Below are 22,780 nucleotides of genomic sequence, written 5' to 3' on the forward strand. Positions count from 1 at the left end.
GAGGTGATGGTAGTGATTTCAATACAAGAACTGACGAGAGAAACAGGGGTTACAGTACGTACACTACGTTATTATGATCAAATAGATTTATTAAAGCCGAGCGGAAAAACAGAGGGTGGGCATCGGTTATATAGTGAAGCTGACGTTATTCGTTTGCAACAAATTTTATTTTTAAAAGAAATGGGATTTTCATTAAAAGAAGTTGCGAATATGTTAGTAAAAGGTGAGCTGGATTTGAAAAAATCACTTGAAAACCAACTTCGATTTGTACAAGAAGAGCAAAAGAAGTTCAATCGAATGGAGCGTGTTTTACAAGCAGTTGTTTATTCGGTAGATGTAGAGGGAGAACTTGATTGGAAAGTTATGTTTGAACTTATTCAGCTTTCAAAACAGTCTCCTCGTATACGTGAAATATTTCAAAATGAAGTATTTTCAAAGGAAGAACAAAAGTTGCTTCATAATTTGCCGAATATGAGTGAGGAAGATCCGAATGTTTTAGAATGGGTAGATTTATTAAAGCAATTACGTATTTTTATGAAAGAGGGTAAAGAAGCCACTAGTGATGAAGTACAAAGGGCAATGAAGAGATTAATGCAGAAGTGTTTAGAAATGGCTAATGGTGACGAAGCGTTTTTAGATAAGTTATGGGAAGTTAGAAAATCAAAGGAAGATTCACAGAAAATGAGCATGTATCCAATTGAAGAAGAGTTTTTATTATATATGGATGAAGCTTTTCGTATTTATGATGAAAGGGAGAAGGATAAATGAGCATACTCGCAGAATATCGTTGGTATTTTTTAATTGGAGCAGAGATTGTATTTTGGTTATCGGCTATCGGTTTCTTTTTACTCCGTTACGGATTCCGTTTGAAGAAGGCGAGCTTTATTATGGGGATTGTACTACTCGTAAATGAAGTGTTTATTTTAACATTAGGGGCAGTGGACTATTATCAAACAGGAAAGTTCTCTAATTTTCAAATCATTACTGTAATTATTTTACTGTATGCAGTTTTCTACGGGAAAAATGATTTGAAGAAGCTGGATATATTTGCGCAAAAGCTAGTTGCGAAATGGCGTAATGAACCGGCGCCTATTATTGAAGAACAGGTAGAATTAACAGGTATGGCCTATGCAAAGCAGGAAATAAAAAATTGGGTATTACATCTTGTTTTATTCGTTGGTGTGCACATATTCTTTTTCTTCGCGTATGGATTTATTCCATTTGAACAATGGGGTAATTGGTTAGAATCGGGAATCGTTTTAAATAAAGCTGCAAGTCGCGTGAGCCAAGTTTGGGTGATTATACTTTTAGTGGATGCAGCTATTTCATTTTCATATGTTCTTTTTCCGAAGAAGGAGAAAGGGAACAAGAAGCTACTTTCTTAGGGGAAAGTAGCTTTTGCGGTATACAAATAATTTTTATAGGAGAGGATGACAATAGGAAAAAGAACCAGTTTTATATGGATATTTCTCTTTAGCTTAGTAGCATGCTCACCATCTAACACTACAATTGATAAGAAGAACGATGTCATTGTAAAGGGAACCAGGATTTCCAATCTAGATAAATTTGAAAATTTCGTTTTGAATGTCGAACAAAGGGAAGTTGATAAAATAAGAATTGTACAGTATACCCTTGAAGGGGACCCGATTTTTCAAACGTTAGAGTATAGTGGGAACGATATATTTTATGTGTCAGATAATAGAAAAGACAAATTTGCTGGGAAGGATAAAGGGTTACATAAAGATAGTTGTAAAAGTATTGTTAAAGACCAGCGCGAATCAGGAATCACTTATAGACTAATAGATTGTACGAATGAAGCTGGGCGCAATGGATATGACTTAGTATATGTACCTAAAAAATAGAGTTAGTAGAGGAAGGAAGTATTTACTCCTTCCTTTTTCTATGTGTATATTGTCGAAAACTTTACCGAATATCTGTTCGTTTTTTTAGGTTTTTTATAGGCATTCGTGGTAAAATAATAATACAGATTTTTATGAGGAGGTCGGATTTTACTTGGAACATCAATTTGAAATTATATCAGCGTATTCCCCGCAAGGTGATCAGCCGGTAGCTATAGAGAAGCTTGTAGAGGGAATTAATAGTGGAAAGAAAAAGCAAGTGTTGCTTGGAGCGACAGGAACGGGTAAGACATTTACGATTTCAAATGTCATTAAAGAAGTGCAAAAGCCAACACTTGTTATGGCTCACAATAAAACGTTAGCAGGACAGTTATATAGTGAGTTGAAAGACTTTTTCCCGAATAATGCAGTTGAGTATTTTGTTAGTTATTACGATTATTATCAGCCAGAAGCGTATGTACCACAAACAGATACGTTTATTGAAAAGGACGCGCAGATTAATGATGAAATTGATAAATTGCGTCACTCAGCAACGTCTGCATTATTTGAACGGGACGATGTAATTATCGTTGCGAGTGTTTCGTGTATATATGGTTTAGGTTCTCCTGAAGAATACCGCGAGTTAGTTGTATCACTTCGAGTTGGTATGGAGAAGGACCGCAATCAATTGCTTCGTGAACTTGTTGATGTACAGTATGGACGTAATGATATTGATTTCAAGCGTGGTACATTCCGTGTGCGCGGAGATGTAGTTGAAATCTTCCCAGCATCACTTGATGAGCATTGTATTCGAATTGAATTTTTCGGTGATGAAATCGATCGTATTCGTGAAGTAAATGCGTTAACAGGTGAAGTATTAGCAGAACGTGATCATGTAGCAATCTTCCCAGCATCTCACTTCGTTACGCGTGAAGAGAAAATGAAGGTCGCTATTGAAAATATTGAAAAAGAATTAGAAGAGCGTTTAAAGGAATTAAATGATAACGGTAAGTTGTTAGAAGCGCAGCGTATAGAGCAGCGTACACGTTATGATTTAGAAATGATGCGCGAGATGGGCTTTTGTTCAGGGATTGAAAACTATTCCCGTCATTTAACACTTCGTCCAGCGGGTGCAACACCGTATACGTTATTGGACTATTTCCCGGAAGATTTCTTAATTGTTATGGATGAGTCGCACGTATCAGTGCCACAAGTAAGAGCGATGTATAACGGGGACCAAGCACGTAAGCAAGTGCTTGTGGATCATGGATTCCGTCTGCCGTCAGCTTTAGATAATAGACCGCTCATGTTTGATGAGTTTGAGGAGAAAACGAATCAAGTTATTTACGTTTCGGCGACGCCAGGACCGTACGAGTTAGAGCAGTCACCAGAAGTAATAGAACAAATTATTCGTCCAACAGGGCTTTTAGATCCACCAATCGATATACGACCTATTGAAGGGCAAATTGACGATTTATTAGGAGAGATTCAAGATCGTATTGCAAAAAATGAACGTGTATTAATTACGACTTTAACGAAGAAAATGTCCGAGGATTTAACGGACTACTTAAAAGATGTAGGAATTAAAGTTAACTATCTTCACTCTGAAATTAAAACGTTAGAACGTATTGAAATTATCCGCGATCTTCGCCTTGGTAAGTTTGATGTACTGGTCGGTATTAACTTATTACGAGAAGGATTAGATATTCCAGAAGTATCACTTGTAGCGATTTTAGATGCTGATAAGGAAGGGTTCTTACGTTCAGAGCGCTCATTAATTCAAACAATTGGTCGTGCCGCGCGTAATGAAAACGGCCGAGTTATTATGTACGCAGATCGTATAACAAGATCAATGGGAATTGCAATTGAAGAAACGCAGCGTCGTCGTACTATACAAGAAGCCTACAATAAAGAGCATGGTATTACGCCGAAAACGATTCAAAAAGGCGTACGTGATGTAATCCGTGCAACGACAACTGCTGAAGAGACAGAAACATACGAAGCAACTCCTGCTAAGAAAATGACGAAAAAAGAGCGTGAAAAGACAATTGCGAAGATGGAAGCAGAGATGAAAGAAGCAGCAAAAGCGTTAGACTTCGAGCGTGCAGCTGAACTAAGAGATTTACTATTAGAATTAAAAGCGGAAGGGTGAAAAGAGTGAGTAAGAGCAAGGATTTTATCGTTGTAAAAGGTGCTAGAGCACATAACTTAAAAAATATTGATGTAACCATTCCGAGAAATCAGCTTGTCGTTGTAACGGGATTGTCTGGTTCGGGGAAATCATCATTAGCATTTGATACGATTTATGCAGAAGGGCAGCGCAGATACGTAGAATCGTTATCTGCGTATGCGCGCCAGTTTTTAGGACAAATGGATAAGCCGGATGTAGATACGATTGAAGGATTGTCACCAGCGATTTCAATCGATCAAAAAACGACGAGTCGTAATCCACGTTCAACTGTCGGAACGGTAACGGAGATTTATGATTATTTACGTTTATTATTTGCGCGAATTGGTACGCCAATTTGTCCAAATCATGGGATTGAAATTACATCACAAACAGTAGAGCAGATGGTAGACCGTGTTCTTGAATATCCTGAACGTACGAAATTACAAGTGTTAGCTCCTATCGTTTCTGGTCGTAAAGGTGCACATGTGAAAGTACTTGAAGATATTAAGAAGCAAGGATATGTTCGTGTACGTGTTGATGGTGAAATGCTCGATGTGTCTGAAGAGATTACGTTAGATAAAAATAAGAAGCATTCCATTGAAGTTGTAATTGACCGTATTGTTGTAAAAGAAGGAATCGCAAGCCGTCTTGCTGATTCACTTGAAAGTGCATTAAAGCTTGGCGGAGGCCGAGTTTTAATCGATGTAATGGGAGAAGAGGAACTTCTATTTAGTGAACATCATGCTTGTCCGCATTGTGGTTTTTCAATCGGAGAATTAGAGCCGCGTATGTTCTCATTCAACAGTCCGTTCGGAGCTTGTCCTTCTTGTGATGGACTTGGTTCAAAGCTAGAGGTAGATTTAGAACTTGTTATCCCGAACTGGGATTTATCATTAAATGAACATGCGATTGCACCTTGGGAACCGACAAGTTCACAATACTATCCACAACTTTTACAATCTGTATGTAATCACTACGGCGTTGATATGGATATGCCTGTGAAAGATATACCGAAAGATTTATTTGATAAAGTGTTGTACGGAAGCGGGGAAGAGAAGGTTTATTTCCGCTATGTAAATGAATTCGGTCAAGTAAAGGAAAATGAGATTTTATTTGAAGGTGTTATTCCAAACATTGAACGTCGTTATCGTGAAACGAGTTCCGATTACATTCGTGAGCAAATGGAAAAGTATATGGCAGAACAAGCTTGTCCGAAGTGTAAAGGCGGCCGTTTAAAGCCTGAAAGCTTAGCTGTTTTTGTTGGTGATAAAACGATTGCTGACGTAACGAAGTATTCAGTTCAAGAAGTACAAGAATTTTTCTCGAATGTAGAGCTAACGGAGAAGCAACAAAAAATAGCTCATTTAATTTTAAGAGAAATTCAGGAGCGCGTTGGATTCTTAGTGAACGTTGGTTTAGATTATTTAACGCTAAGTCGTGCGGCTGGTACGTTATCAGGTGGTGAGGCGCAGCGTATTCGTTTAGCGACGCAAATTGGTTCTCGTCTAACTGGCGTACTTTATATTCTTGATGAGCCTTCAATTGGTTTACACCAGCGCGATAACGATCGTCTTATTCGTACATTGCAAGAAATGCGCGATTTAGGTAATACGTTAATTGTGGTTGAACATGATGAAGATACGATGATGGCTGCTGACTATTTACTTGATATCGGACCTGGTGCAGGTATTCACGGTGGTCAAGTTGTGTCAGCAGGTACACCAGCTGAAGTGATGCAGGATGAGAATTCGCTGACAGGTAAGTATTTAAGCGGTAAAGAGTTTATTCCAGTTCCACTTGAAAGACGTAAAGGTGATGGACGTAAAGTAGAGATTGTCGGCGCAAAAGAGAATAACTTAAAGAATGCAAAAATGTCATTCCCACTCGGTACGTTTGTAGCGGTAACAGGTGTATCTGGATCAGGTAAAAGTACGATGATTAATGAAGTACTATATAAATCGTTAGCGCAAAAGTTATATAAAGCGAAAGCGAAGCCAGGTACTCATAAAGAGATTAAAGGTCTTGAACATTTAGATAAAGTAATTGATATTGATCAATCGCCAATTGGTCGTACACCACGTTCTAATCCAGCGACGTACACAGGTGTATTCGATGATATTCGTGATGTGTTTGCACAAACGAATGAAGCGAAAGTGCGCGGATATCAAAAAGGACGTTTCAGTTTTAATGTAAAAGGTGGACGTTGTGAAGCGTGCCGTGGTGATGGAATTATTAAAATCGAAATGCACTTCTTACCAGATGTGTATGTTCCGTGTGAAGTTTGTCACGGTAAACGATATAATCGTGAAACGTTAGAAGTGAAATATAAAGATAAGAATATTTCTGAAGTGTTAGGGATGACAATTGAAGATGGAGTAGAATTCTTCGCCAATATTCCTAAAATTAAGCGTAAACTTCAAACGCTTGTAGATGTTGGGCTTGGTTATATGAAATTAGGTCAACCAGCAACAACATTATCTGGTGGGGAAGCACAGCGTGTGAAATTAGCTTCTGAATTACACCGTCGTTCTACAGGTCGTACGTTATATATTTTAGATGAGCCAACGACTGGTTTACATGCGCATGATATTGCACGTCTTCTAGAAGTGCTGCAACGTCTTGTTGAGAGCGGTGAGACGGTACTTGTAATTGAACATAATTTAGATGTGATAAAAACAGCTGATTATATCGTTGATCTTGGACCAGAAGGCGGGGACAAAGGTGGACAAATTGTTGCTTCCGGAACGCCAGAGCAAGTAGTGAAAGAAGAGCGCTCGTATACAGGTAAGTATTTAAAAGAGATTTTAAATCGTGATAAAGCAAGAATGAAAGAGAAAATAAAAGAAGTAGAATTATCGCAATAAGTGTGTGAATAAAAACCGAGTGGAAATGACACTCGGTTTTTATTGTATAGGGGGAGAAGATGGAGTTTTTAGAGGTGTTAAGAAAGAAAAATATGAAGGTAAGAGAATTTCAAAGTTGGGGTGTATATTTTCGAAAGTGCTGGGAGGATCACTTTGCAAATCATTTAAGTGATAAAGAAAAAGAAGATATTTTTCTTCATGGAGATAGGTATGCATGTGGTTATCTATGGCACATATTTAGTTATGAGAAAAAGAAGTGTTTAGAGGGTAAAGAAGCGGAAAACGAGTTTCATAATGAAGTGAAAAAGGATTGCTACATTTTCTACCAACACTGTGATGAGGTACTGTTAATAAAGGATGCGAGTTTGTTACATATGGATGATATATTGTGTGAGACAGACGATGCGTATAAAGGTGATATCTATATTGTAGATAAAGATTTCACTTGGACCTTTGTGAAAACTCATGAACATAGGTGGTGTGGTCCTTATTTTGCGAGGAAGTGTTAGTAGGTATACAAGCATGAAAGATAGAATAAGTTGATATAAGTGTTTGTATCATACTTGCGTTTATTATCTATTAGCGTATGATGAAATATATATGTTTAAAAGGATGTGTAACGAAATGAGATGGATTGTATCACTTCTTGTAAATAGCGTTGTGTTAATCGCTGTATCGGGGCTTTTAAAAGGGATTGCACCAGATGCATTTTACGTAGCAAATATACAAACTGCAATTATTGCGAGTATTATATTGGCGGTTTTAAATATGTTCGTAAAGCCGTTTTTAATTTTAATTACGCTACCAATTACTGTTGTAACTTTCGGCTTCTTCTTAATTGTTATTAATGCGATTACGTTAAAAATAGCAGATTCATTATTAGGAGATGCTTTTAATATATCAGGATTTGGTGTAGCGATTGTTGCGGCAATTTGTATTTCAATTTTTAATATGATTATTGAGAAGGCAATTGTGGAACCTCTATATGAAAAAAAGAGAAAATGACAAAAAGAAAAACATTTCATTATTCGTATGAAATGTTTTTTTCTATTTATTAGAAACCGTATTTCTTGTTTCCAGAAAAAAATGGTACAATATCCGGTAGAATGGAATTTTACATCAAACGAGACTGAACCCGCAGCGGAGTGGAGGTTTATACATATGCCAAAAGTAAGGACAAAAGATTTAATTGAACAATTTCAATTGGAGTTAATAAGTGGTGAGGAAGGAATTCATCGTCCGATTGATACAAGTGATTTATCACGACCTGGAATTGAAATGGCAGGATTCTTTACATATTATCCAGCTGATCGCGTGCAGCTTCTTGGAAAAACGGAGCTCACGTTCTTTGATACGTTAACAACAGAGCAAAAACAAGAGAGAATGAAAGCGCTTTGTACCGAGGAGACGCCATGTATTATTATAACTCGTAATCAAGATGTACCAGATGAGTTATTACAAGCATCACGTGAATCAGGCATGCCTTTATTACGTTCTTCTCAAACGACAACGAGATTATCAAGTCGTTTAACTAATTATTTAGAAGGTAAGCTAGCACCAACAACTGCTGTTCATGGTGTATTAGTAGATATTTATGGTGTTGGTGTTTTAATTACAGGTCAAAGTGGTGTTGGTAAAAGTGAGACAGCTCTTGAACTTGTGAAGCGTGGTCACCGCCTTGTTGCGGATGATAGTGTAGAAATTCGCCAAGAAGATGAAGACACATTAGTAGGAAGCTCACCAGATTTAATTGAGCATTTATTAGAAATTCGTGGTCTAGGTATCATTAACGTTATGACGTTATTCGGTGCAGGGGCAGTGCGAAATTATAAGCGTATTACACTTGTTATTAATCTTGAAATTTGGGATCAAAAGAAAAACTATGATCGCTTAGGTCTTGATGAAGAGAAGATGAAAATTATTGATACAGAACTTACGAAGATTACACTTCCAGTTCGTCCTGGTCGAAACTTGGCTGTTATTATTGAAGTAGCAGCGATGAACTTCCGTTTAAAGCGTATGGGAGTCAATGCAGCACAGCAGTTCTCAGAACGATTAATGAGTGCGATTGAGTTAGGGAATCAGGAGTAAACATTGGAGAGGGAGGTCATACATATGCTGTTAGGTTCTGTACCGCAGCTTGACCGCGTAGCTGTCCAACTTGGGCCGTTTCCTGTTTATTGGTACGGGATTATTATCGGTACAGGTGTGCTATTAGGTCTTTGGCTAGCAACTCGCGAGGGAGAAAGGCTAGGTATTCCAAAAGATACATTTGTTGACCTTGTATTAATTGCAGTACCGATCGCTATTCTATTTGCGAGAATGTACTATGTTATTTTTGAATGGGAATATTACGCGCAAAACCCGAGTCAAATTATTAATATTCGTCAAGGTGGCTTGGCGATTCATGGTGGTTTAATCGGAGCGGTTATTACAGGGATTCTTTTTGCAAAGCGACGCGGGGTTTCATTCTGGAAGTTGGCGGATATTGCTGCACCAAGTATTTTATTAGGACAAGCAATTGGCCGATGGGGAAACTTTATGAACCAAGAGGCGCATGGTGATGAAGTAACGAGACAGTTTTTAGAAGGTCTTCATTTACCAGATTTCATTATTAATCAAATGTATATTGAGGGTGTGTACTATCATCCGACGTTTTTATATGAATCATTATGGAATTTTGCAGGTGTAATTTTACTACTTGCATTAAGAAAAGTGAATTTACGCCGCGGGGAATTATTCTTCACATATTTAATTTGGTATTCAGTAGGACGCTTCTTCGTAGAAGGCTTACGTACTGATAGTTTAATGCTAGGACCACTTCGTATTGCACAAGTAATGTCAATTGGACTTGTTGTTATTTCTATTATTTTCATTATTGTGAGACGAAAAATGGGGCAAGCTGATAAAAGATATTCGGAAAATTAGAGAAAAGTAGCATCTTATTATAAGATGCTGCTTCTTTCATATTCAGGAAGGCGAAAGGACTAAGGCAATGAGAATAAATACAGTGTTATTTGATTTAGATGGAACTTTAATTAATACAAACGAACTTATTATTTCTTCTTTTTTACATACTTTAAATACGTATTATCCAAATCAATATAAGCGTGAAGATGTGTTGCCATTTATCGGTCCATCTTTGCATGATACTTTCAGTAAGATTGATGAAAGTAAGGTTGAAGAGATGATTACAAGTTATCGCGAATTTAACCATGATCATCATGATGAATTAGTAGAAGAATATGAAACTGTATATGAAACAGTTCGAGAGTTGAAGAAGCAAGGTTATAAAGTTGGTATTGTTACAACGAAAGCGAGACACACCGTTGAGATGGGATTACAGTTGTCAAAGCTTGATGAATTTTTTGATGTTGTCGTGACAATTGATGATGTAGAGCATGTGAAACCACATCCAGAGCCACTTCAAAAAGCGCTTGAATTATTAGATGCAAAACCAGAAGAGGCATTGATGGTTGGAGATAATCATCATGATATTGTCGGTGGTCAAAATGCGGGGACGAAAACAGCTGCGGTTTCATGGACGCTGAAAGGTAGAGCGTATTTAGAGGCTTACAAGCCGGACTTTATGCTAGATAAAATGAGTGATTTGCTACCAATTTTGTCTAATATGAACCGTTCATAAAGGTCCAAGTAAGTTAGTAGAGGAGCGAGCTAAGTGCGACGGACAACGCGCTATCCTGTTTCAGGAGAAAATTCATTATGGAATGTGTATAAAACAGTGTCTTTTTGGAAGGTAATGAAAAACTTTATTATTATCCAAATTGCGCGTTACACGCCATTTTTATCTGTGAAGAATTGGTTGTACCGTACTTTTTTACGGATGAAAGTAGGAAAGAAAACATCATTTGCGCTTATGGTAATGCCGGATATTATGTTCCCGGAAAAGATAACTGTGGGAGAGAATTCGATTATTGGCTATAATACAACGCTTTTAGCGCATGAATATTTAATTCGTGAATATCGACTTGGGGAAATCGTCATTGGAAATGAAGTGATGATTGGAGCGAATGTAACAATATTACCAGGTGTGAAAATTGGAGACGGTGCGACTGTCTCAGCTGGCACACTTGTTCATAGAGATGTACCGAGCGGTGCTTTCGTAGGTGGAAATCCAATGCGTATTATTTATACGAAAGAGCAAATGACCGCAAGAGAAGGTTCATGGTGAAAATGTAACATTTCTCCTCTTTTTTTATGAATAAAAAGGAAATAATTGAGTATAATATACTGTTTTGTTTTTTACGGAATCGTTTATACTTATAGATAGAAGAATGTGTGAGCGAAGAAAACAAAAAACTGGAGGATATATGGGGAAAAATCAAAGGATATATAAGGAGAACGGACAAGTTATCTCTTTTAATCAATTAGCGGACTTCTTTTATAAAAAAGGGATGAGAGCTTACAAAGGGCAAAAATTACAAGATGCAATTAAATATTTTCGAAGAGCGGCACAAAGTGAGAAGGAGCCGTTTATTTTATGTCAATTAGCAACAGTATTATCTGAGGCTGGTGAATATCAAGAGTCGAACCAAATATTCTTAAAGTTAGTTAGATCTAATCCAGAACTTGAACAGTGCTATTATTTTATTGCAAATAATTATGCATATATGGGGTTATTTCAACAGGCGAAGAAATATGCGGATCGTTATTTAGAAGTTGCAAAAGAGAAGGAATTCGTAGAAGATACATTAGAACTTCTTGAGATTATGGAAGAAGAAGCAATGGGTGCGGAAGAGATTGAAGATGAAGATGATTTAATTGTTATGCAGGAAGAAGCGAATCGTTATATTCGTAATGGACAATTGGAAGAAGCAATTGCTACATTAGAAATTGTTACGAAAGATTATCCGGAATTTTGGTCAGGTCATAATAATTTAGCCATTGCACATTTTCAATCGGGTAATGTAGACAAAGCACTGAAGTTAACAGAAATGATTTTAGAGAAAAATCCTGGTAATATACATGCGCTTTGTAATACGCTTATTTTTCTATATTCAATTGGAGAGCATAAACAAGTAGAAGCGTTAGCGGGACAGCTAGTTTCGGTATATCCGATTTCATTTGAACATCGTTTGAAACTGGGAACTACACTTGCAACAATTGGTTATTTCGAGCATGCATATAAATGGTTCAAACTATTAAAGCGTCAAGGGTACGAAGGAGACGTTAGTTTTTATTATTGGTTTGCATATTCTGCGTATATGGTGAAAGATCAGCAACTAGCTGAAAAAATGTGGCAACATGTCGTGGAATTGCATCCTGATAAAAAGGGAAAAGAACCGTGGAATGCGCTGAATTTAGCAGATGAAGGACAAAACGTGTTATTTGAAGAATTACGAAAATCATTTCAGCAAAGTGCGACGCTAGAAGAACAAATGCTAGCTTTATATTTAATGAATGAATTGTCAACGCCGGAGAAGGTTGGATTCTTCTTTGATATAACGCAAGCGAAGAACGGTGTTCCCATCGTATCGCAACTTGCAAAGTACTTCTTTTTACTTAATAGTCATAAGAGTATTCCAGCTGATTTACAACAATTTGAGCAGTGCGCGAGAATCGCGGATGCCTTATACAATTATACGAAAAAAGATGATGAATTAATTGAAGAGTGTTTACACTTTTGGTTTTGTACGTTCATACGTTTATATACATCTGGAGACATATTTACAAATGTGTACGGCTGGTCAGCTGCGATTGAATACATTGTACGCGGCGAACAAGGAAATAAAATGACACAGTCGGAGCTTGGGGATGTATATAATGTATCTGTAGCGACTGTCCGAAAGTATGTGCAAGCTGTTAAGCGTACGCACACATAAGATAAGCAAATCATTGGGAAAAAAATGATGCTAACAGTATAATGAGGGTAACTTAATTGTGTAGGAATGGATAGGAGTGAATAGTGTGTCAGAAGAAAAAATTTATGATGTCGTTATTATTGGTGCAGGACCAGCTGGTATGACAGCTGCAGTATATACATCTCGTGCAAATTTAAGCACATTAATGCTTGAGCGTGGTATTCCAGGTGGCCAAATGGCAAACACGGAAGATGTAGAAAACTACCCAGGTTATGAGTCTATTTTAGGACCAGACTTATCAAATAAAATGTTCGAGCATGCGAAGAAATTTGGTGCTGAATATGCATACGGTGATGTGAAAGAAGTCATCGATGGTAAAGAATACAAAACAATTATTGCTGGTAAAAAAGAATATAAAGCACGTGCAATTATCGTTGCAAGCGGTGCAGAGTATAAAAAAATTGGTGTACCGGGTGAAACAGAACTTGGCGGCCGTGGTGTATCATATTGTGCAGTATGTGATGGGGCATTCTTTAAAGGAAAAGAACTTATCGTAATTGGCGGTGGAGATTCTGCTGTTGAAGAGGGTGTATTCTTAACACGCTTCGCATCAAAAGTAACGATCGTTCACCGTCGTGACACGCTTCGTGCACAGAAAATTTTACAAGACCGTGCTTTCCAAAACGAAAAAGTAGATTTCATTTGGAACCACACTATAAAAGAAATTAACGAAGCAAGCGGTAAAGTAGGAAGTGTAACACTTGTAGACGTAAACAGTGGAGAAGAGAAAGAAGTCAAAACTGACGGCGTATTCGTATACATCGGTATGTTACCATTATCAAAACCATTTGTTGAACTAGGTATTACAAATGAAAATGGTTACCTTGAAACGAACGAACGTATGGAAACTAAAATCCCTGGTATTTTCGCAGCTGGTGATGTTCGTGAAAAAATGCTTCGTCAAATTGTAACTGCAACAGGTGACGGTAGTATTGCAGCACAAAGTGCACAACATTACGTAGAAGAATTATTAGAGGAATTAAAAAATGTATCAGAAAAATAAGGGATAATATACCTTGTGAGAAGAAAGCTACCGACAGGAGCTTTCTTCTTTTTTTGTGTGAAAATGTCAAAGTATTGTCAAAAAATATAAGGATTATAAGCTTTCTTATTGATATACTGGACTTTACGGAAAAAATCACTATAAGAAATGAGGAATTTATTCAGTATGGAATGGCGTAATATATATCGTGGATTTTGTATGGGCGTTAGTGATTTAATTCCTGGTGTGAGCGGCGGTACAATCGCTGTTGTGTTAGGGATTTATGAACAATTGCTTGCGGCAATTAGTGGATTCTTTAGTCGTGAATGGAAAAAACATTTAGGGTTTTTAATTCCACTTGCAGCTGGTGTGGCAGCAGCGTTTTTAACGTTAAGTCATGTTATTAAATATTTACTTGCAAATCATTATGAACCGACTCAATTTTTCTTCCTCGGTTTAATTATTAGTATATTACCGATGTTAATGAGAGAAGCTGATGCAAAGTCGTCGTTTAAAGGTAAGCACATTGTTTTATTAATAGTTGCAGCAATTCTTGTTGCGATCACAGCTTTCTTTAAACCAGATAAGGCAGCAGATCCAATTACGACGTTAACAATTTTAAATGCAATTGGTTTATTTTTCGCAGGATGGATGGCTAGTATGGCTATGCTACTTCCTGGGATTAGTGGATCGTTTATTTTATTAATTATTGGTGTGTATCCAACAGCAATTAACGCTTTAACTACACTTAACTTACCTTTAATCGTGGTTATCGGTGCTGGTGTTATGGTTGGATTTGTTGTAAGTAGTAAAGGCATTAGTTTTTTATTAGATCGTTATAAAAGTATGACATTTGCGGCAATTATTGGACTAGTTATCGGTTCGATTGTAATTGTGTTCCCTGGTATTCCAACTGGCGGATTTTCAATTATAAGTTCAATTATTACCTTTATTTTAGGATTTGCGATTGTTACTTATTTCGGTAAGAAATAAGGGCTTTAATCCCCTTGGCGATAAAAATCGTTAAGGGGATTTTTCATGCTATTCATTAAAAGTCTAAGCATTTACATTGCTTGTTATGGAAAGCTTTTTTAAAATTGTTGAGTAGCATATGCTTAGCGAAAGAGGACTGGCTCCTTCGTTGTAGCAAACTGTTTTTGATAGTATAATGAAAGAAGTATGCAGTGAGAAATTTTACTGCAAGTAGCTGAGGTGAAGAAACATGCAAAGAGTGACAAACTGTGTGTTAATTAGAGATAATGAAGTACTCTTACTCCAAAAACCTCGCCGAAATTGGTGGGTTGCACCAGGCGGGAAAATGGAGCGTGGTGAGACTGTAAGAGATTCCGTTGTTCGCGAATATCGCGAAGAAACAGGTATTTATTTGAAAAACCCAGCGTTAAAGGGGGTCTTCACCTTTGTCATCCAAGAAGGTGATAAAGTTGTTTCTGAATGGATGATGTTCTCCTTTTTAGCGACAGATTTTGCAGGAGAAAACAAACTAGAGAGCGAAGAAGGCATCATTGGTTGGCATACATTTGATAAAATTGATGATTTAGCAATGGCGCCAGGAGATTATCACATTATTGATTATTTAATTAAAGGAAATGGCATAATCTACGGTACATTTGTATATACCCCAGATTTTGAGTTGCTTTCATATCGATTAGATCCGAGTTAAACCGTCAAGGAGAGGATACGATGACAGAGAATAATGATATAAAAATGGTAATTATTACAGGGATGTCTGGAGCTGGAAAAACAGTAGCTTTACAAAGTTTTGAAGATTTAGGATATTTTTGTGTAGATAATTTACCACCGATGTTATTGCCAAAGTTTATTGAGCTTATGGCGGATTCAAAAGGGAAAATGAATAAAGTGGCACTTGGTATTGATTTACGTGGCCGCGAGTTTTTCGAGCATTTATGGGGAGCACTTGATGATTTATCAGAACGTACATGGATTATTCCTCATATTTTATTTTTAGATGCGAAAGATAGTACGCTTGTAACTCGTTATAAAGAAACGAGACGTTCGCATCCACTTGCACCAACTGGTTTGCCGTTAAAGGGAATCGAAGCAGAGCGCAATTTATTAACAGATATGAAGGCACGAGCAAATATTGTGCTTGATACATCGGATTTAAAACCGAAAGAATTACGTGAAAAAATTGTTCACTTGTTCTCAACAGAAACTGAGCAAGCATTTCGTGTAAATGTTATGTCATTTGGATTTAAGTACGGTATTCCAATTGATGCAGATTTAGTATTTGATGTTCGTTTTTTACCAAATCCATATTACATTCCACATATGAAGCCATTAACAGGACTAGATGAAGAAGTTTCTTCCTATGTACTGAAATTTAATGAGACACATAAGTTTTTAGAGAAGTTGACGGATCTGATTACTTTCATGCTGCCTCATTATAAAAGAGAAGGCAAAAGTCAACTTGTAATTGCAATTGGATGTACAGGTGGACAGCATCGTTCTGTTACGCTTACAGAATACCTTGGGAAACATTTGAAACCAGAGTATAGTGTTCATGTATCTCATCGTGATGTGGAGAAGAGAAAGGGCCATTAAGGGATGAAAAAAGAGAGAAAGCCTAAAATTGTCATTATGGGAGGCGGGACTGGACTTTCTGTTTTATTAAGAGGATTAAAGCAATATCCTGTTGATATTACAGCAGTTGTTACAATCGCTGATGATGGTGGCAGTTCGGGTAGATTACGTGATGAGCTAGAAATTCCACCTCCAGGTGACATCCGTAACGTACTGGTTGCGTTATCGGATGTAGAGCCACTGGTGGAAGCTTTATTTCAGCACCGTTTCACAACAGGAGACGGACTGAAAGGTCATGCGTTAGGAAATCTATTGTTGGCAGGTATGACCTCGATTACAGGAGACTTTTTCCATGCAATTACGGAAACAAGTAAAGTATTAAATGTCAGAGGACGTGTATTACCAGCAGCGAATCAAAGTGCGGTACTTCATGCGGAACTTGAAGATGGGGAAATTGTAACAGGTGAATCAAAGATTCCTTATTACGGAAAGAAGATTAATCGTGTCTTTTTAACTCCAGAAGATGTAGAGCCATTGCATGAAACGTTGGCTGAGATTAAACGAGCTGATTTACTTGTTTTCGGCCCAGGAAGTTTGTATACGAGTATATTACCCAACTTAGTTGTTAACAAAATTGGGGACGCTGTTCTTGCTGCAAAGGCGAAGAAGGTATATGTATGTAACGTTATGACACAAGCGGGTGAAACGATGGGATATACTGCTTTTGATCATGTGCAGGCGTTACACGATCATTTAGGGCAACCATTTATTAATACTGCAATTGTAAATAACCGTGAGATTCCTTGTGAATTACGTAAGTTATATGAGGAAGAAATGTCTACACCAGTTGTAGTGGATGAAGAACGTTTTGCTGAAAATAATATTGATGTTATTCAAGAGGGATTAGCGAAGTATGATGATCGTGTTGTAAGGCATGATACGTTAAAGTTAGCTTCGATTTTATATTCATTGTTATAAATGTGCGTTGCCTCGTTTGAGGTGGCGCTCCTCATTCATATAGGACAAGAATTTTGTTCCATAATAATCGTATAAGGAGGTGTTGACTGTGTCATTTGCATCAGAAACAAAGAAAGAGTTGACGAATCTTGAAGTGAAAGAATGCTGTGAGAAAGCAGAATTATCGGCGTTACTTCGAATGAACGGATCGCTTTCTTTTTCAAACCGTCGTCTATCTATCGATATTCAAACAGAAAATGCGGCAATTGCAAGAAGGATTTATACGCTTTTGAAAAAAGGATATGATGTGACGGTAGAATTACTTGTTCGTAAAAAAATGCGATTGAAGAAAAATAATGTATATATCGTAAGGCTTGTTGAAAAGTCTCGCGAAATATTAGCCGATCTTCATATCGTTCGAGATGACTTTTCATTTATTCGAAATATATCACAAGAATTGATTGAGAAGAAGTGTTGTAAACGATCGTATTTACGCGGTGCATTTTTAGCAGGTGGTTCAGTAAATAACCCAGAAACATCATCTTATCATTTAGAGATCTTTTCGTTATATAAGGAACATAATGATGCTATATGTGAACTGATGAACGGATTTGATTTAAATAGTAAGACGTTGGAAAGAAGAAAAGGGTACATTACGTATTTGAAAGAAGCGGAGAAAATTACGGAATTTTTAAATATTATTGGTGCTCATAATGCACTTTTAAGGTTTGAAGATATTCGAATCGTACGTGATATGCGTAATTCCGTAAATCGTTTAGTGAACTGCGAAACAGCTAATTTAAATAAAACAATTGGTGCAGCGCTAAGGCAGATTGAAAATATCCGCTATATTGATGAGACGGTTGGTCTTGATATATTGCCAGATAAACTACAAGAGATTGCGCAACTACGAAGAGATTATCAAGATGTAACATTGAAAGAGTTAGGTGAGATGGTATCCGGGGGGAAAATTAGTAAATCGGGTATTAATCATCGTTTGCGTAAAATCGATGAAATTGCAGAGAAATTACGCGCGGGGGAAACGGTAGCAAAAAAATAAGAGGTTAAAGGGGAAATGGAGCTGTGGTTCAAAAACGAGTTCAGGTTTCATTAAAAAACGGTTTACAAGCACGTCCGGCTGCGTTGTTTGTACAAGAGGCAAATCGCTTTCATGCAGATATCTTTATTGAGAAAGATGGAAAGACAGTAAATGCAAAGAGCATAATGGGGATTATGAGCTTAGCAATTGGAACTGGAAGCATGATAACAATTACAACAGAAGGTTCAGATGCAGAAGAGGCTTTAGAAGCATTAGCTGCATATGTACAATAAAGAGCTATCGCGTATATGCGATAGTTTTTTTGTTTTGTTGTTTGTGCGGATTAGCGGGGAGGGGTATTTAGCTGGTTTGTCCTTGTCGGAGATTGTCGGTAAATCGATATGTTGTGTCGAACCGTTGATATATTAAAAAAATCGTTGATATAATTTGAGTTTTGTTCGATATAATTGCAAAATCGTTGATATATTTAGAGGGATACTGGATGGGGTATGTGAGCGGGGAACAATATATAAAAGAAGCGCCCACTTATAGGGCGCTTCCACTTTTAGTTATATCTAGCTCTAGCGTTTAGAATCTCCGGTTGTTTCGCCCCTTCATTCGAGGCAAAAAGCGCCTCGGAATCAGGGGCTCCATCGCCCTGCGATTCTAAACGAGCCGCTTTCGCTTTTAAGTATTAACGATTTGTAAAGATCTTATCGATTAAACCGTATTCTAAAGCTTTTTCAGCTGTCATGAAGTTGTCGCGGTCTGTGTCGCGTTGTAGTACTTCAAGTGGTTGACCAGTGCGGTCAGCAAGAATTTGGTTTAGTTTTTCACGTAAGAATAGGATACGTTTTGCAGCGATTTCGATTTCAGTCGCTTGACCTTGTGCTCCACCAAGTGGTTGGTGAATCATTACTTCACTGTTTGGAAGTGCATAACGTTTTCCTTTTTCACCTGCTGCAAGTAAGAATGCACCCATAGATGCAGCCATACCGATACAGATTGTTGATACTTGTGGTTTAATAAACTGCATTGTATCATAGATTGCCATACCCGCTGTGATAGAACCACCAGGGCTGTTGATGTAGATGTGAATATCTTTTTCTGGATCTTGAGATTCCAAGAATAAAAGCTGGGAAACGATTGAGTTAGCTACGTTGTCATCAATTGCACTACCAAGCATAATGATGCGGTCTTTTAATAGTCGAGAGTAAATATCGTAAGCGCGTTCTCCACGATTTGTTTGTTCAATTACTGTAGGAATTAAATTCATCTGTTATTTCCTCCTTATAAAGCTTTCTTAGTCTTATAATACAATTATGGTCAATAAAGGTCAAACGAAACCACTTTAAATCAAAAAAATATGTAGTTGTACCATGAAATATTCGCTATGTTTTCGAAATTCCCTGCTTATGTATCTTCAACATCATAACCGAATTATATAAATTTAAACGTTATGAAAACTGGAGAAAAAAGAAAAGAACGCCTTTTAACTGAAGCGTTCTTTCGATAATTAGTCTTTTAAAAGATAGGTTACTTTATTTAAAATCTTTTCGATTTGTTTGGCGTTTTTACTATACATTTCGCTTGCTGATTTCGACTTTGTTTCTAGGGAAAATAGTTCAAGATCAGCATGACATTTTTTTAAAGATGCTAATAATAAAGGTTTATTTTGAGGAGAAGGCATTTGGAGTTTGTCATTGTAAATGTCGATAGTAAGTTGTCCGTATGAATCCACTTGACCGAGGAAGACATTTTCAATAACAACACCGAGTTTTTCTAATTCTGAATGTAGCCAAGCGCGGTTATGTCCGCTTGCTGAAAGAGGTTCATCTAGTACATTTCCATCCATAATAACAGTTTGTGGTTCTTTCTCGTTTGGTACTTTTAAACCGATGTCTTTTGCTGTAAGTGGCTGAGAATCTTTCTTTAATAATACATTTAATTCTCCGCTCGGTTCTAAGACAGCAAATTCGACTTCAGCTACGCTGAACGCACTTTTCCCTCGGAGTAGTTCAAGTAATTCGTCACTCGTATATTTTTCTTTCTTTAAGTTATCTTCGAGTATCTTTCCATCTTTTATTAATACGGTAGATTTCCCTTCAAAGAAATCCCGAGCTGTTTTGTTCTTTAAGGAGAGGATTCCTGTGAAAAAAGGTACCGCAGCGAAAATGAGTATCGCAAAGACGCCGTGGAAAAATTTCGAATCGAGCCCTGTAGATACTTGGGCAGCGATGTCACCGATTGTCATTCCGGCAATGTATTCAAAAAAGGAGAGCTGAGAGATTTGTCTTTTCCCTAACCATTTCGTAATAGCGAATAAAATAATTAATATGAATACAGAGCGAAGAATGACAAGTGTCCATTCCGGCAGGTGAGACATAGTCATTTCCTCCAGTCTACTTAAAACCCTTTATATTGAGGTTCTTCACGTTCTAATACTGAAACTCTATTCTGTAAATCAGCGATGACGTTGTCCATTTCTAACATACATTCATGAAATACGCGTTTGGATTCGTCGTCTTGTGAATTTAATGAAAGAGAGCTTAAACTTGCTTGAGCTCCTCTTACACTAGCAAGGCAAGTTTTTACGCTAGCGATAACAGTCATACAAACACTCCTTATCCTTTCGGTTTAAATAACAATGCACCTATGAAGCCGAAAATAATAGCCGCGGATACGCCGGCGCTCGTTACTTTAAACATGCCAGTAATAACGCCAACGATGCCATGTTTTGCAGCTTCTTCCATTGCGCCATGAACAAGGGCATTACCAAAGCTTGTAATAGGTACAGTTGCCCCGGCTCCAGCGAAATCAATTAATGGTTCATACAAATTGAATCCATCTAATATTGCTCCGGCAACAACGAGTGTTGCCATTGTATGAGCTGGTGTTAACTTGCCGACATCAAACATAAGTTGTCCGATTACGCATATGAGTCCGCCGATGACGAAAGCCCAGAAAAAAATCATTGCGTTGCACCTCCAAATTCAATCGAAACGGCGTGAGCGATACACGGAATCGTTTCTTCTTGTTGGAATGTAAGTGGAGATAGTAAAGCGCCTGTCGCAACGACAAGTATTTTTTTGAACTCTCCTCTTTTCATTCGGTTTAATAAATGACCGTATACGACTGTTGCGGAACATCCAGGCCCGCTAGCACCAGCTATGACAGGTTGTCCTTCTCTATAAATGATAATTCCGCAATCTTGAAATTGTTCGCTCGTTACTTTCGTTCCGTGTTTATGTAGTAAGTCATAAGCAATTTCGCGTCCTACATGTCCGAGATCGCCTGTTACGATTAAATCGTAGTAAGAGGCATCAATTTGGCGTTCACGTAAATGGGCTTCAATTGTATCAACTGCAGCTGGAGCCATTGCGCCTCCCATATTAAAAGGGTCTGTTAATCCCATATCAATAACTCGCCCAATCGTTGCAGAGGTTACTCTTGGACCATGTCCAGTATCGCTTAAAATGGCGGCTCCTGCTCCGGTTACTGTCCACTGTGCAGTAGGTGGCTTTTGTCCGCCGTATTCGGTAGGATAGCGGAATTGTTTTTCTACAGCTGTATTATGACTGGATGCACCAGTTAATAAATATTTTGCGCCTTTTGCATTTACGATACTTGCCCCAAGTGCTAAACCTTCCATAGAAGTAGAACAAGCCCCGAATAATCCGAGATAAGGAGTGCCAAGTGTCCGGCAAGCAAAGCTTGTTGGAGTAATTTGATTGATTAAATCTCCTGCAAGTACAAATTGAATATCATCTTTACGAAGTTCTGCTTTTTCAGTAGCACGACTACAAGCTTCTTCGAATAAAATTTTATGTGCTTTTTCATAGGAATCTTGTCCGAGCCATAAATCTTCATGAAGGATATCGAAGTCTTCTGGAATGTTTCCCTTTGCTTCAAATGGTCCACCGACAACCCCTGTTGAGATAATGACTGGTTTGTTTTCAAATACCCACGTTCGGTGTCCTTGTAACATTTATAGACCTCCCCATTGAACGAGAATCGTTTTAATAAGTGCGATGACAAAAGCTGAAAATACACCAAATAAAATAACAGAACCCGCTAGTTTAAACATATTGCCGCCAACACCAAGGACGAATCCTTCCGTTCGGTGTTCGATACATGCTGCAATAACAGAGTTACCAAATCCAGTAACAGGTACAGCTGTACCAGCACCAGCAAACTGTCCAAAACGATCGTATATACCAAATCCAGTTAGTAACATAGAAATGAAAATAAGAGTTGCGACTGTTGGATTTCCTGCTGAGCGTTCAGTGAAATCAAAATATGTGATGTAAAAAGTAGAAATGAGTTGTCCGATGAAGCAAATAAAACCACCGACGAAAAAGGCTTTTATACAATTTTTTAAGACAGGTCGTTTCGGTTCGCGTTCTTGTTCGAATTTTTTATACTCCTGTTGTACAGGGGTTAAGTTTTTATCTTTACTAGACATTGCAATCCTTCCTTTTCTTTT

25 protein-coding genes are annotated in these 22,780 nt (G+C 37.6%); 19 read left to right on the forward strand and 6 right to left on the reverse strand.

Annotation, left to right across the window (positions count from 1 at the left end; translation table 11 throughout):
- Nucleotides 1-6 precede the first annotated feature (6 nt).
- The 19 genes from MRP26_RS13530 (at nt 7) to MRP26_RS13620 (ending at nt 18,587) form a co-directional block, all read left to right on the forward strand.
- Nucleotides 7-768, forward strand: a complete 762-nt coding sequence (locus MRP26_RS13530; protein ID WP_000260342.1) for a MerR family transcriptional regulator — start codon at nt 7-9, stop codon at nt 766-768.
- Nucleotides 765-1,385 carry a hypothetical protein gene (locus MRP26_RS13535; RefSeq protein WP_197242288.1) on the forward strand — a complete coding sequence of 207 codons (621 nt, stop codon included), beginning with the start codon at nt 765-767 and terminating at the stop codon, nt 1,383-1,385. The genes MRP26_RS13530 and MRP26_RS13535 overlap by 4 nt, the downstream gene beginning before the upstream one ends.
- A gap of 45 nt (nt 1,386-1,430) precedes the next feature.
- The gene (locus MRP26_RS13540; RefSeq protein WP_197242287.1) at nt 1,431-1,862 is read left to right on the forward strand and encodes a DUF4362 domain-containing protein; all 432 of its coding nucleotides are present in this window, start codon (nt 1,431-1,433) and stop codon (nt 1,860-1,862) included.
- 151 nt (nt 1,863-2,013) lie between these two features.
- Nucleotides 2,014-3,990, forward strand: a complete 1,977-nt coding sequence (gene uvrB / locus MRP26_RS13545; RefSeq protein WP_000400989.1) for an excinuclease ABC subunit B — start codon at nt 2,014-2,016, stop codon at nt 3,988-3,990.
- Nucleotides 3,991-3,995: 5 nt separating this feature from the next.
- Nucleotides 3,996-6,872: an excinuclease ABC subunit UvrA gene (gene uvrA, locus MRP26_RS13550; RefSeq protein WP_043315555.1), complete on the forward strand. Its 2,877-nt coding sequence runs from the start codon at nt 3,996-3,998 to the stop codon at nt 6,870-6,872.
- Nucleotides 6,873-6,931: 59 nt separating this feature from the next.
- Nucleotides 6,932-7,381 (forward strand): DUF4275 family protein, encoded by a 450-nt coding sequence (locus MRP26_RS13555; RefSeq protein WP_029443589.1) that lies wholly within the window; start codon nt 6,932-6,934, stop codon nt 7,379-7,381.
- 115 nt (nt 7,382-7,496) lie between these two features.
- Nucleotides 7,497-7,877 carry a phage holin family protein gene (locus MRP26_RS13560; protein WP_197242286.1) on the forward strand — a complete coding sequence of 127 codons (381 nt, stop codon included), beginning with the start codon at nt 7,497-7,499 and terminating at the stop codon, nt 7,875-7,877.
- 156 nt (nt 7,878-8,033) lie between these two features.
- Nucleotides 8,034-8,963 (forward strand): HPr(Ser) kinase/phosphatase, encoded by a 930-nt coding sequence (gene hprK, locus MRP26_RS13565; RefSeq protein ID WP_001127251.1) that lies wholly within the window; start codon nt 8,034-8,036, stop codon nt 8,961-8,963.
- Between the two features lie 24 nt (nt 8,964-8,987).
- Nucleotides 8,988-9,800, forward strand: a complete 813-nt coding sequence (lgt, locus tag MRP26_RS13570) for a prolipoprotein diacylglyceryl transferase (RefSeq protein WP_000924240.1) — start codon at nt 8,988-8,990, stop codon at nt 9,798-9,800.
- A 67-nt stretch (nt 9,801-9,867) separates the two neighbouring features.
- Nucleotides 9,868-10,518, forward strand: coding sequence for a pyrophosphatase PpaX (ppaX, locus tag MRP26_RS13575; RefSeq protein WP_197242285.1), 651 nt, complete (start codon nt 9,868-9,870; stop codon nt 10,516-10,518).
- A 33-nt stretch (nt 10,519-10,551) separates the two neighbouring features.
- The gene (locus MRP26_RS13580) at nt 10,552-11,064 is read left to right on the forward strand and encodes an acyltransferase (protein WP_001255070.1); all 513 of its coding nucleotides are present in this window, start codon (nt 10,552-10,554) and stop codon (nt 11,062-11,064) included.
- Between the two features lie 139 nt (nt 11,065-11,203).
- Entirely contained in the window at nt 11,204-12,715 is a 1,512-nt protein-coding gene (locus tag MRP26_RS13585; RefSeq protein WP_000517723.1) for a tetratricopeptide repeat protein, read from the forward strand.
- A gap of 85 nt (nt 12,716-12,800) precedes the next feature.
- On the forward strand, nt 12,801-13,757 hold the full coding sequence (gene trxB / locus MRP26_RS13590; protein ID WP_242806204.1) for a thioredoxin-disulfide reductase: 957 nt from the start codon (nt 12,801-12,803) through the stop codon (nt 13,755-13,757).
- Between the two features lie 165 nt (nt 13,758-13,922).
- Complete coding sequence (locus MRP26_RS13595; RefSeq protein ID WP_000455196.1) at nt 13,923-14,729, forward strand: DUF368 domain-containing protein; 807 nt, start codon at nt 13,923-13,925, stop codon at nt 14,727-14,729.
- Nucleotides 14,730-14,958: 229 nt separating this feature from the next.
- Complete coding sequence (locus tag MRP26_RS13600; protein WP_001190080.1) at nt 14,959-15,417, forward strand: NUDIX hydrolase; 459 nt, start codon at nt 14,959-14,961, stop codon at nt 15,415-15,417.
- A gap of 20 nt (nt 15,418-15,437) precedes the next feature.
- Complete coding sequence (gene rapZ / locus MRP26_RS13605; protein ID WP_000138459.1) at nt 15,438-16,319, forward strand: RNase adapter RapZ; 882 nt, start codon at nt 15,438-15,440, stop codon at nt 16,317-16,319.
- Between the two features lie 3 nt (nt 16,320-16,322).
- Complete coding sequence (locus MRP26_RS13610; RefSeq protein ID WP_000712187.1) at nt 16,323-17,276, forward strand: gluconeogenesis factor YvcK family protein; 954 nt, start codon at nt 16,323-16,325, stop codon at nt 17,274-17,276.
- An 88-nt stretch (nt 17,277-17,364) separates the two neighbouring features.
- The gene (gene whiA, locus MRP26_RS13615) at nt 17,365-18,315 is read left to right on the forward strand and encodes a DNA-binding protein WhiA (RefSeq protein ID WP_000006566.1); all 951 of its coding nucleotides are present in this window, start codon (nt 17,365-17,367) and stop codon (nt 18,313-18,315) included.
- Nucleotides 18,316-18,338: 23 nt separating this feature from the next.
- Nucleotides 18,339-18,587, forward strand: coding sequence for an HPr family phosphocarrier protein (locus MRP26_RS13620; RefSeq protein WP_000250307.1), 249 nt, complete (start codon nt 18,339-18,341; stop codon nt 18,585-18,587).
- 401 nt (nt 18,588-18,988) lie between these two features.
- Here MRP26_RS13620 and clpP read toward each other — a convergent pair whose 3' ends face one another.
- The 6 genes from clpP to spoVAC form a co-directional block, all read right to left on the reverse strand.
- A complete protein-coding gene (gene clpP, locus MRP26_RS13625; RefSeq protein ID WP_001049162.1) occupies nt 18,989-19,570 on the reverse strand; it encodes an ATP-dependent Clp endopeptidase proteolytic subunit ClpP in 582 nt (193 codons plus the stop codon).
- A gap of 240 nt (nt 19,571-19,810) precedes the next feature.
- Nucleotides 19,811-20,680 (reverse strand): DUF421 domain-containing protein, encoded by an 870-nt coding sequence (locus MRP26_RS13630; protein WP_053563375.1) that lies wholly within the window; start codon nt 20,678-20,680, stop codon nt 19,811-19,813.
- 20 nt (nt 20,681-20,700) lie between these two features.
- Nucleotides 20,701-20,907 (reverse strand): DUF1657 domain-containing protein, encoded by a 207-nt coding sequence (locus tag MRP26_RS13635; RefSeq protein WP_053563376.1) that lies wholly within the window; start codon nt 20,905-20,907, stop codon nt 20,701-20,703.
- An 11-nt stretch (nt 20,908-20,918) separates the two neighbouring features.
- The gene (gene spoVAE / locus MRP26_RS13640) at nt 20,919-21,269 is read right to left on the reverse strand and encodes a stage V sporulation protein AE (protein ID WP_000575919.1); all 351 of its coding nucleotides are present in this window, start codon (nt 21,267-21,269) and stop codon (nt 20,919-20,921) included.
- Nucleotides 21,266-22,282 carry a stage V sporulation protein AD gene (gene spoVAD / locus MRP26_RS13645; protein WP_000938970.1) on the reverse strand — a complete coding sequence of 339 codons (1,017 nt, stop codon included), beginning with the start codon at nt 22,280-22,282 and terminating at the stop codon, nt 21,266-21,268. Before spoVAD ends, spoVAE begins: the two co-directional genes overlap by 4 nt.
- Nucleotides 22,283-22,759 (reverse strand): stage V sporulation protein AC, encoded by a 477-nt coding sequence (gene spoVAC, locus MRP26_RS13650; RefSeq protein ID WP_000095399.1) that lies wholly within the window; start codon nt 22,757-22,759, stop codon nt 22,283-22,285.
- Nucleotides 22,760-22,780: the final 21 nt, after the last annotated feature.

This window comes from Bacillus sp. CCB-MMP212, from assembly GCF_022748145.1.
GTDB lineage: Bacteria > Bacillota > Bacilli > Bacillales > Bacillaceae_G > Bacillus_A > Bacillus_A cereus.

What these genes read in the sequence shown, in the direction of transcription:
- MRP26_RS13530 (WP_000260342.1), top strand. Translation starts at nt 7, where the DNA reads ATGGTAGTGATTTCAATACAAGAACTGACGAGAGAAACAGGGGTTACA.
- MRP26_RS13535 (WP_197242288.1), top strand. Translation starts at nt 765, where the DNA reads ATGAGCATACTCGCAGAATATCGTTGGTATTTTTTAATTGGAGCAGAG.
- MRP26_RS13540 (WP_197242287.1), top strand. Translation starts at nt 1,431, where the DNA reads ATGACAATAGGAAAAAGAACCAGTTTTATATGGATATTTCTCTTTAGC.
- MRP26_RS13555 (WP_029443589.1), top strand. Translation starts at nt 6,932, where the DNA reads ATGGAGTTTTTAGAGGTGTTAAGAAAGAAAAATATGAAGGTAAGAGAA.
- MRP26_RS13560 (WP_197242286.1), top strand. Translation starts at nt 7,497, where the DNA reads ATGAGATGGATTGTATCACTTCTTGTAAATAGCGTTGTGTTAATCGCT.
- hprK (WP_001127251.1), top strand. Translation starts at nt 8,034, where the DNA reads ATGCCAAAAGTAAGGACAAAAGATTTAATTGAACAATTTCAATTGGAG.
- lgt (WP_000924240.1), top strand. Translation starts at nt 8,988, where the DNA reads ATGCTGTTAGGTTCTGTACCGCAGCTTGACCGCGTAGCTGTCCAACTT.
- ppaX (WP_197242285.1), top strand. Translation starts at nt 9,868, where the DNA reads ATGAGAATAAATACAGTGTTATTTGATTTAGATGGAACTTTAATTAAT.
- MRP26_RS13585 (WP_000517723.1), top strand. Translation starts at nt 11,204, where the DNA reads ATGGGGAAAAATCAAAGGATATATAAGGAGAACGGACAAGTTATCTCT.
- MRP26_RS13595 (WP_000455196.1), top strand. Translation starts at nt 13,923, where the DNA reads ATGGAATGGCGTAATATATATCGTGGATTTTGTATGGGCGTTAGTGAT.
- MRP26_RS13600 (WP_001190080.1), top strand. Translation starts at nt 14,959, where the DNA reads ATGCAAAGAGTGACAAACTGTGTGTTAATTAGAGATAATGAAGTACTC.
- rapZ (WP_000138459.1), top strand. Translation starts at nt 15,438, where the DNA reads ATGACAGAGAATAATGATATAAAAATGGTAATTATTACAGGGATGTCT.
- MRP26_RS13610 (WP_000712187.1), top strand. Translation starts at nt 16,323, where the DNA reads ATGAAAAAAGAGAGAAAGCCTAAAATTGTCATTATGGGAGGCGGGACT.
- clpP (WP_001049162.1), bottom strand. Translation starts at nt 19,570, where the DNA reads ATGAATTTAATTCCTACAGTAATTGAACAAACAAATCGTGGAGAACGC.
- MRP26_RS13630 (WP_053563375.1), bottom strand. Translation starts at nt 20,680, where the DNA reads ATGTCTCACCTGCCGGAATGGACACTTGTCATTCTTCGCTCTGTATTC.
- MRP26_RS13635 (WP_053563376.1), bottom strand. Translation starts at nt 20,907, where the DNA reads ATGACTGTTATCGCTAGCGTAAAAACTTGCCTTGCTAGTGTAAGAGGA.
- spoVAE (WP_000575919.1), bottom strand. Translation starts at nt 21,269, where the DNA reads ATGATTTTTTTCTGGGCTTTCGTCATCGGCGGACTCATATGCGTAATC.
- spoVAD (WP_000938970.1), bottom strand. Translation starts at nt 22,282, where the DNA reads ATGTTACAAGGACACCGAACGTGGGTATTTGAAAACAAACCAGTCATT.
- spoVAC (WP_000095399.1), bottom strand. Translation starts at nt 22,759, where the DNA reads ATGTCTAGTAAAGATAAAAACTTAACCCCTGTACAACAGGAGTATAAA.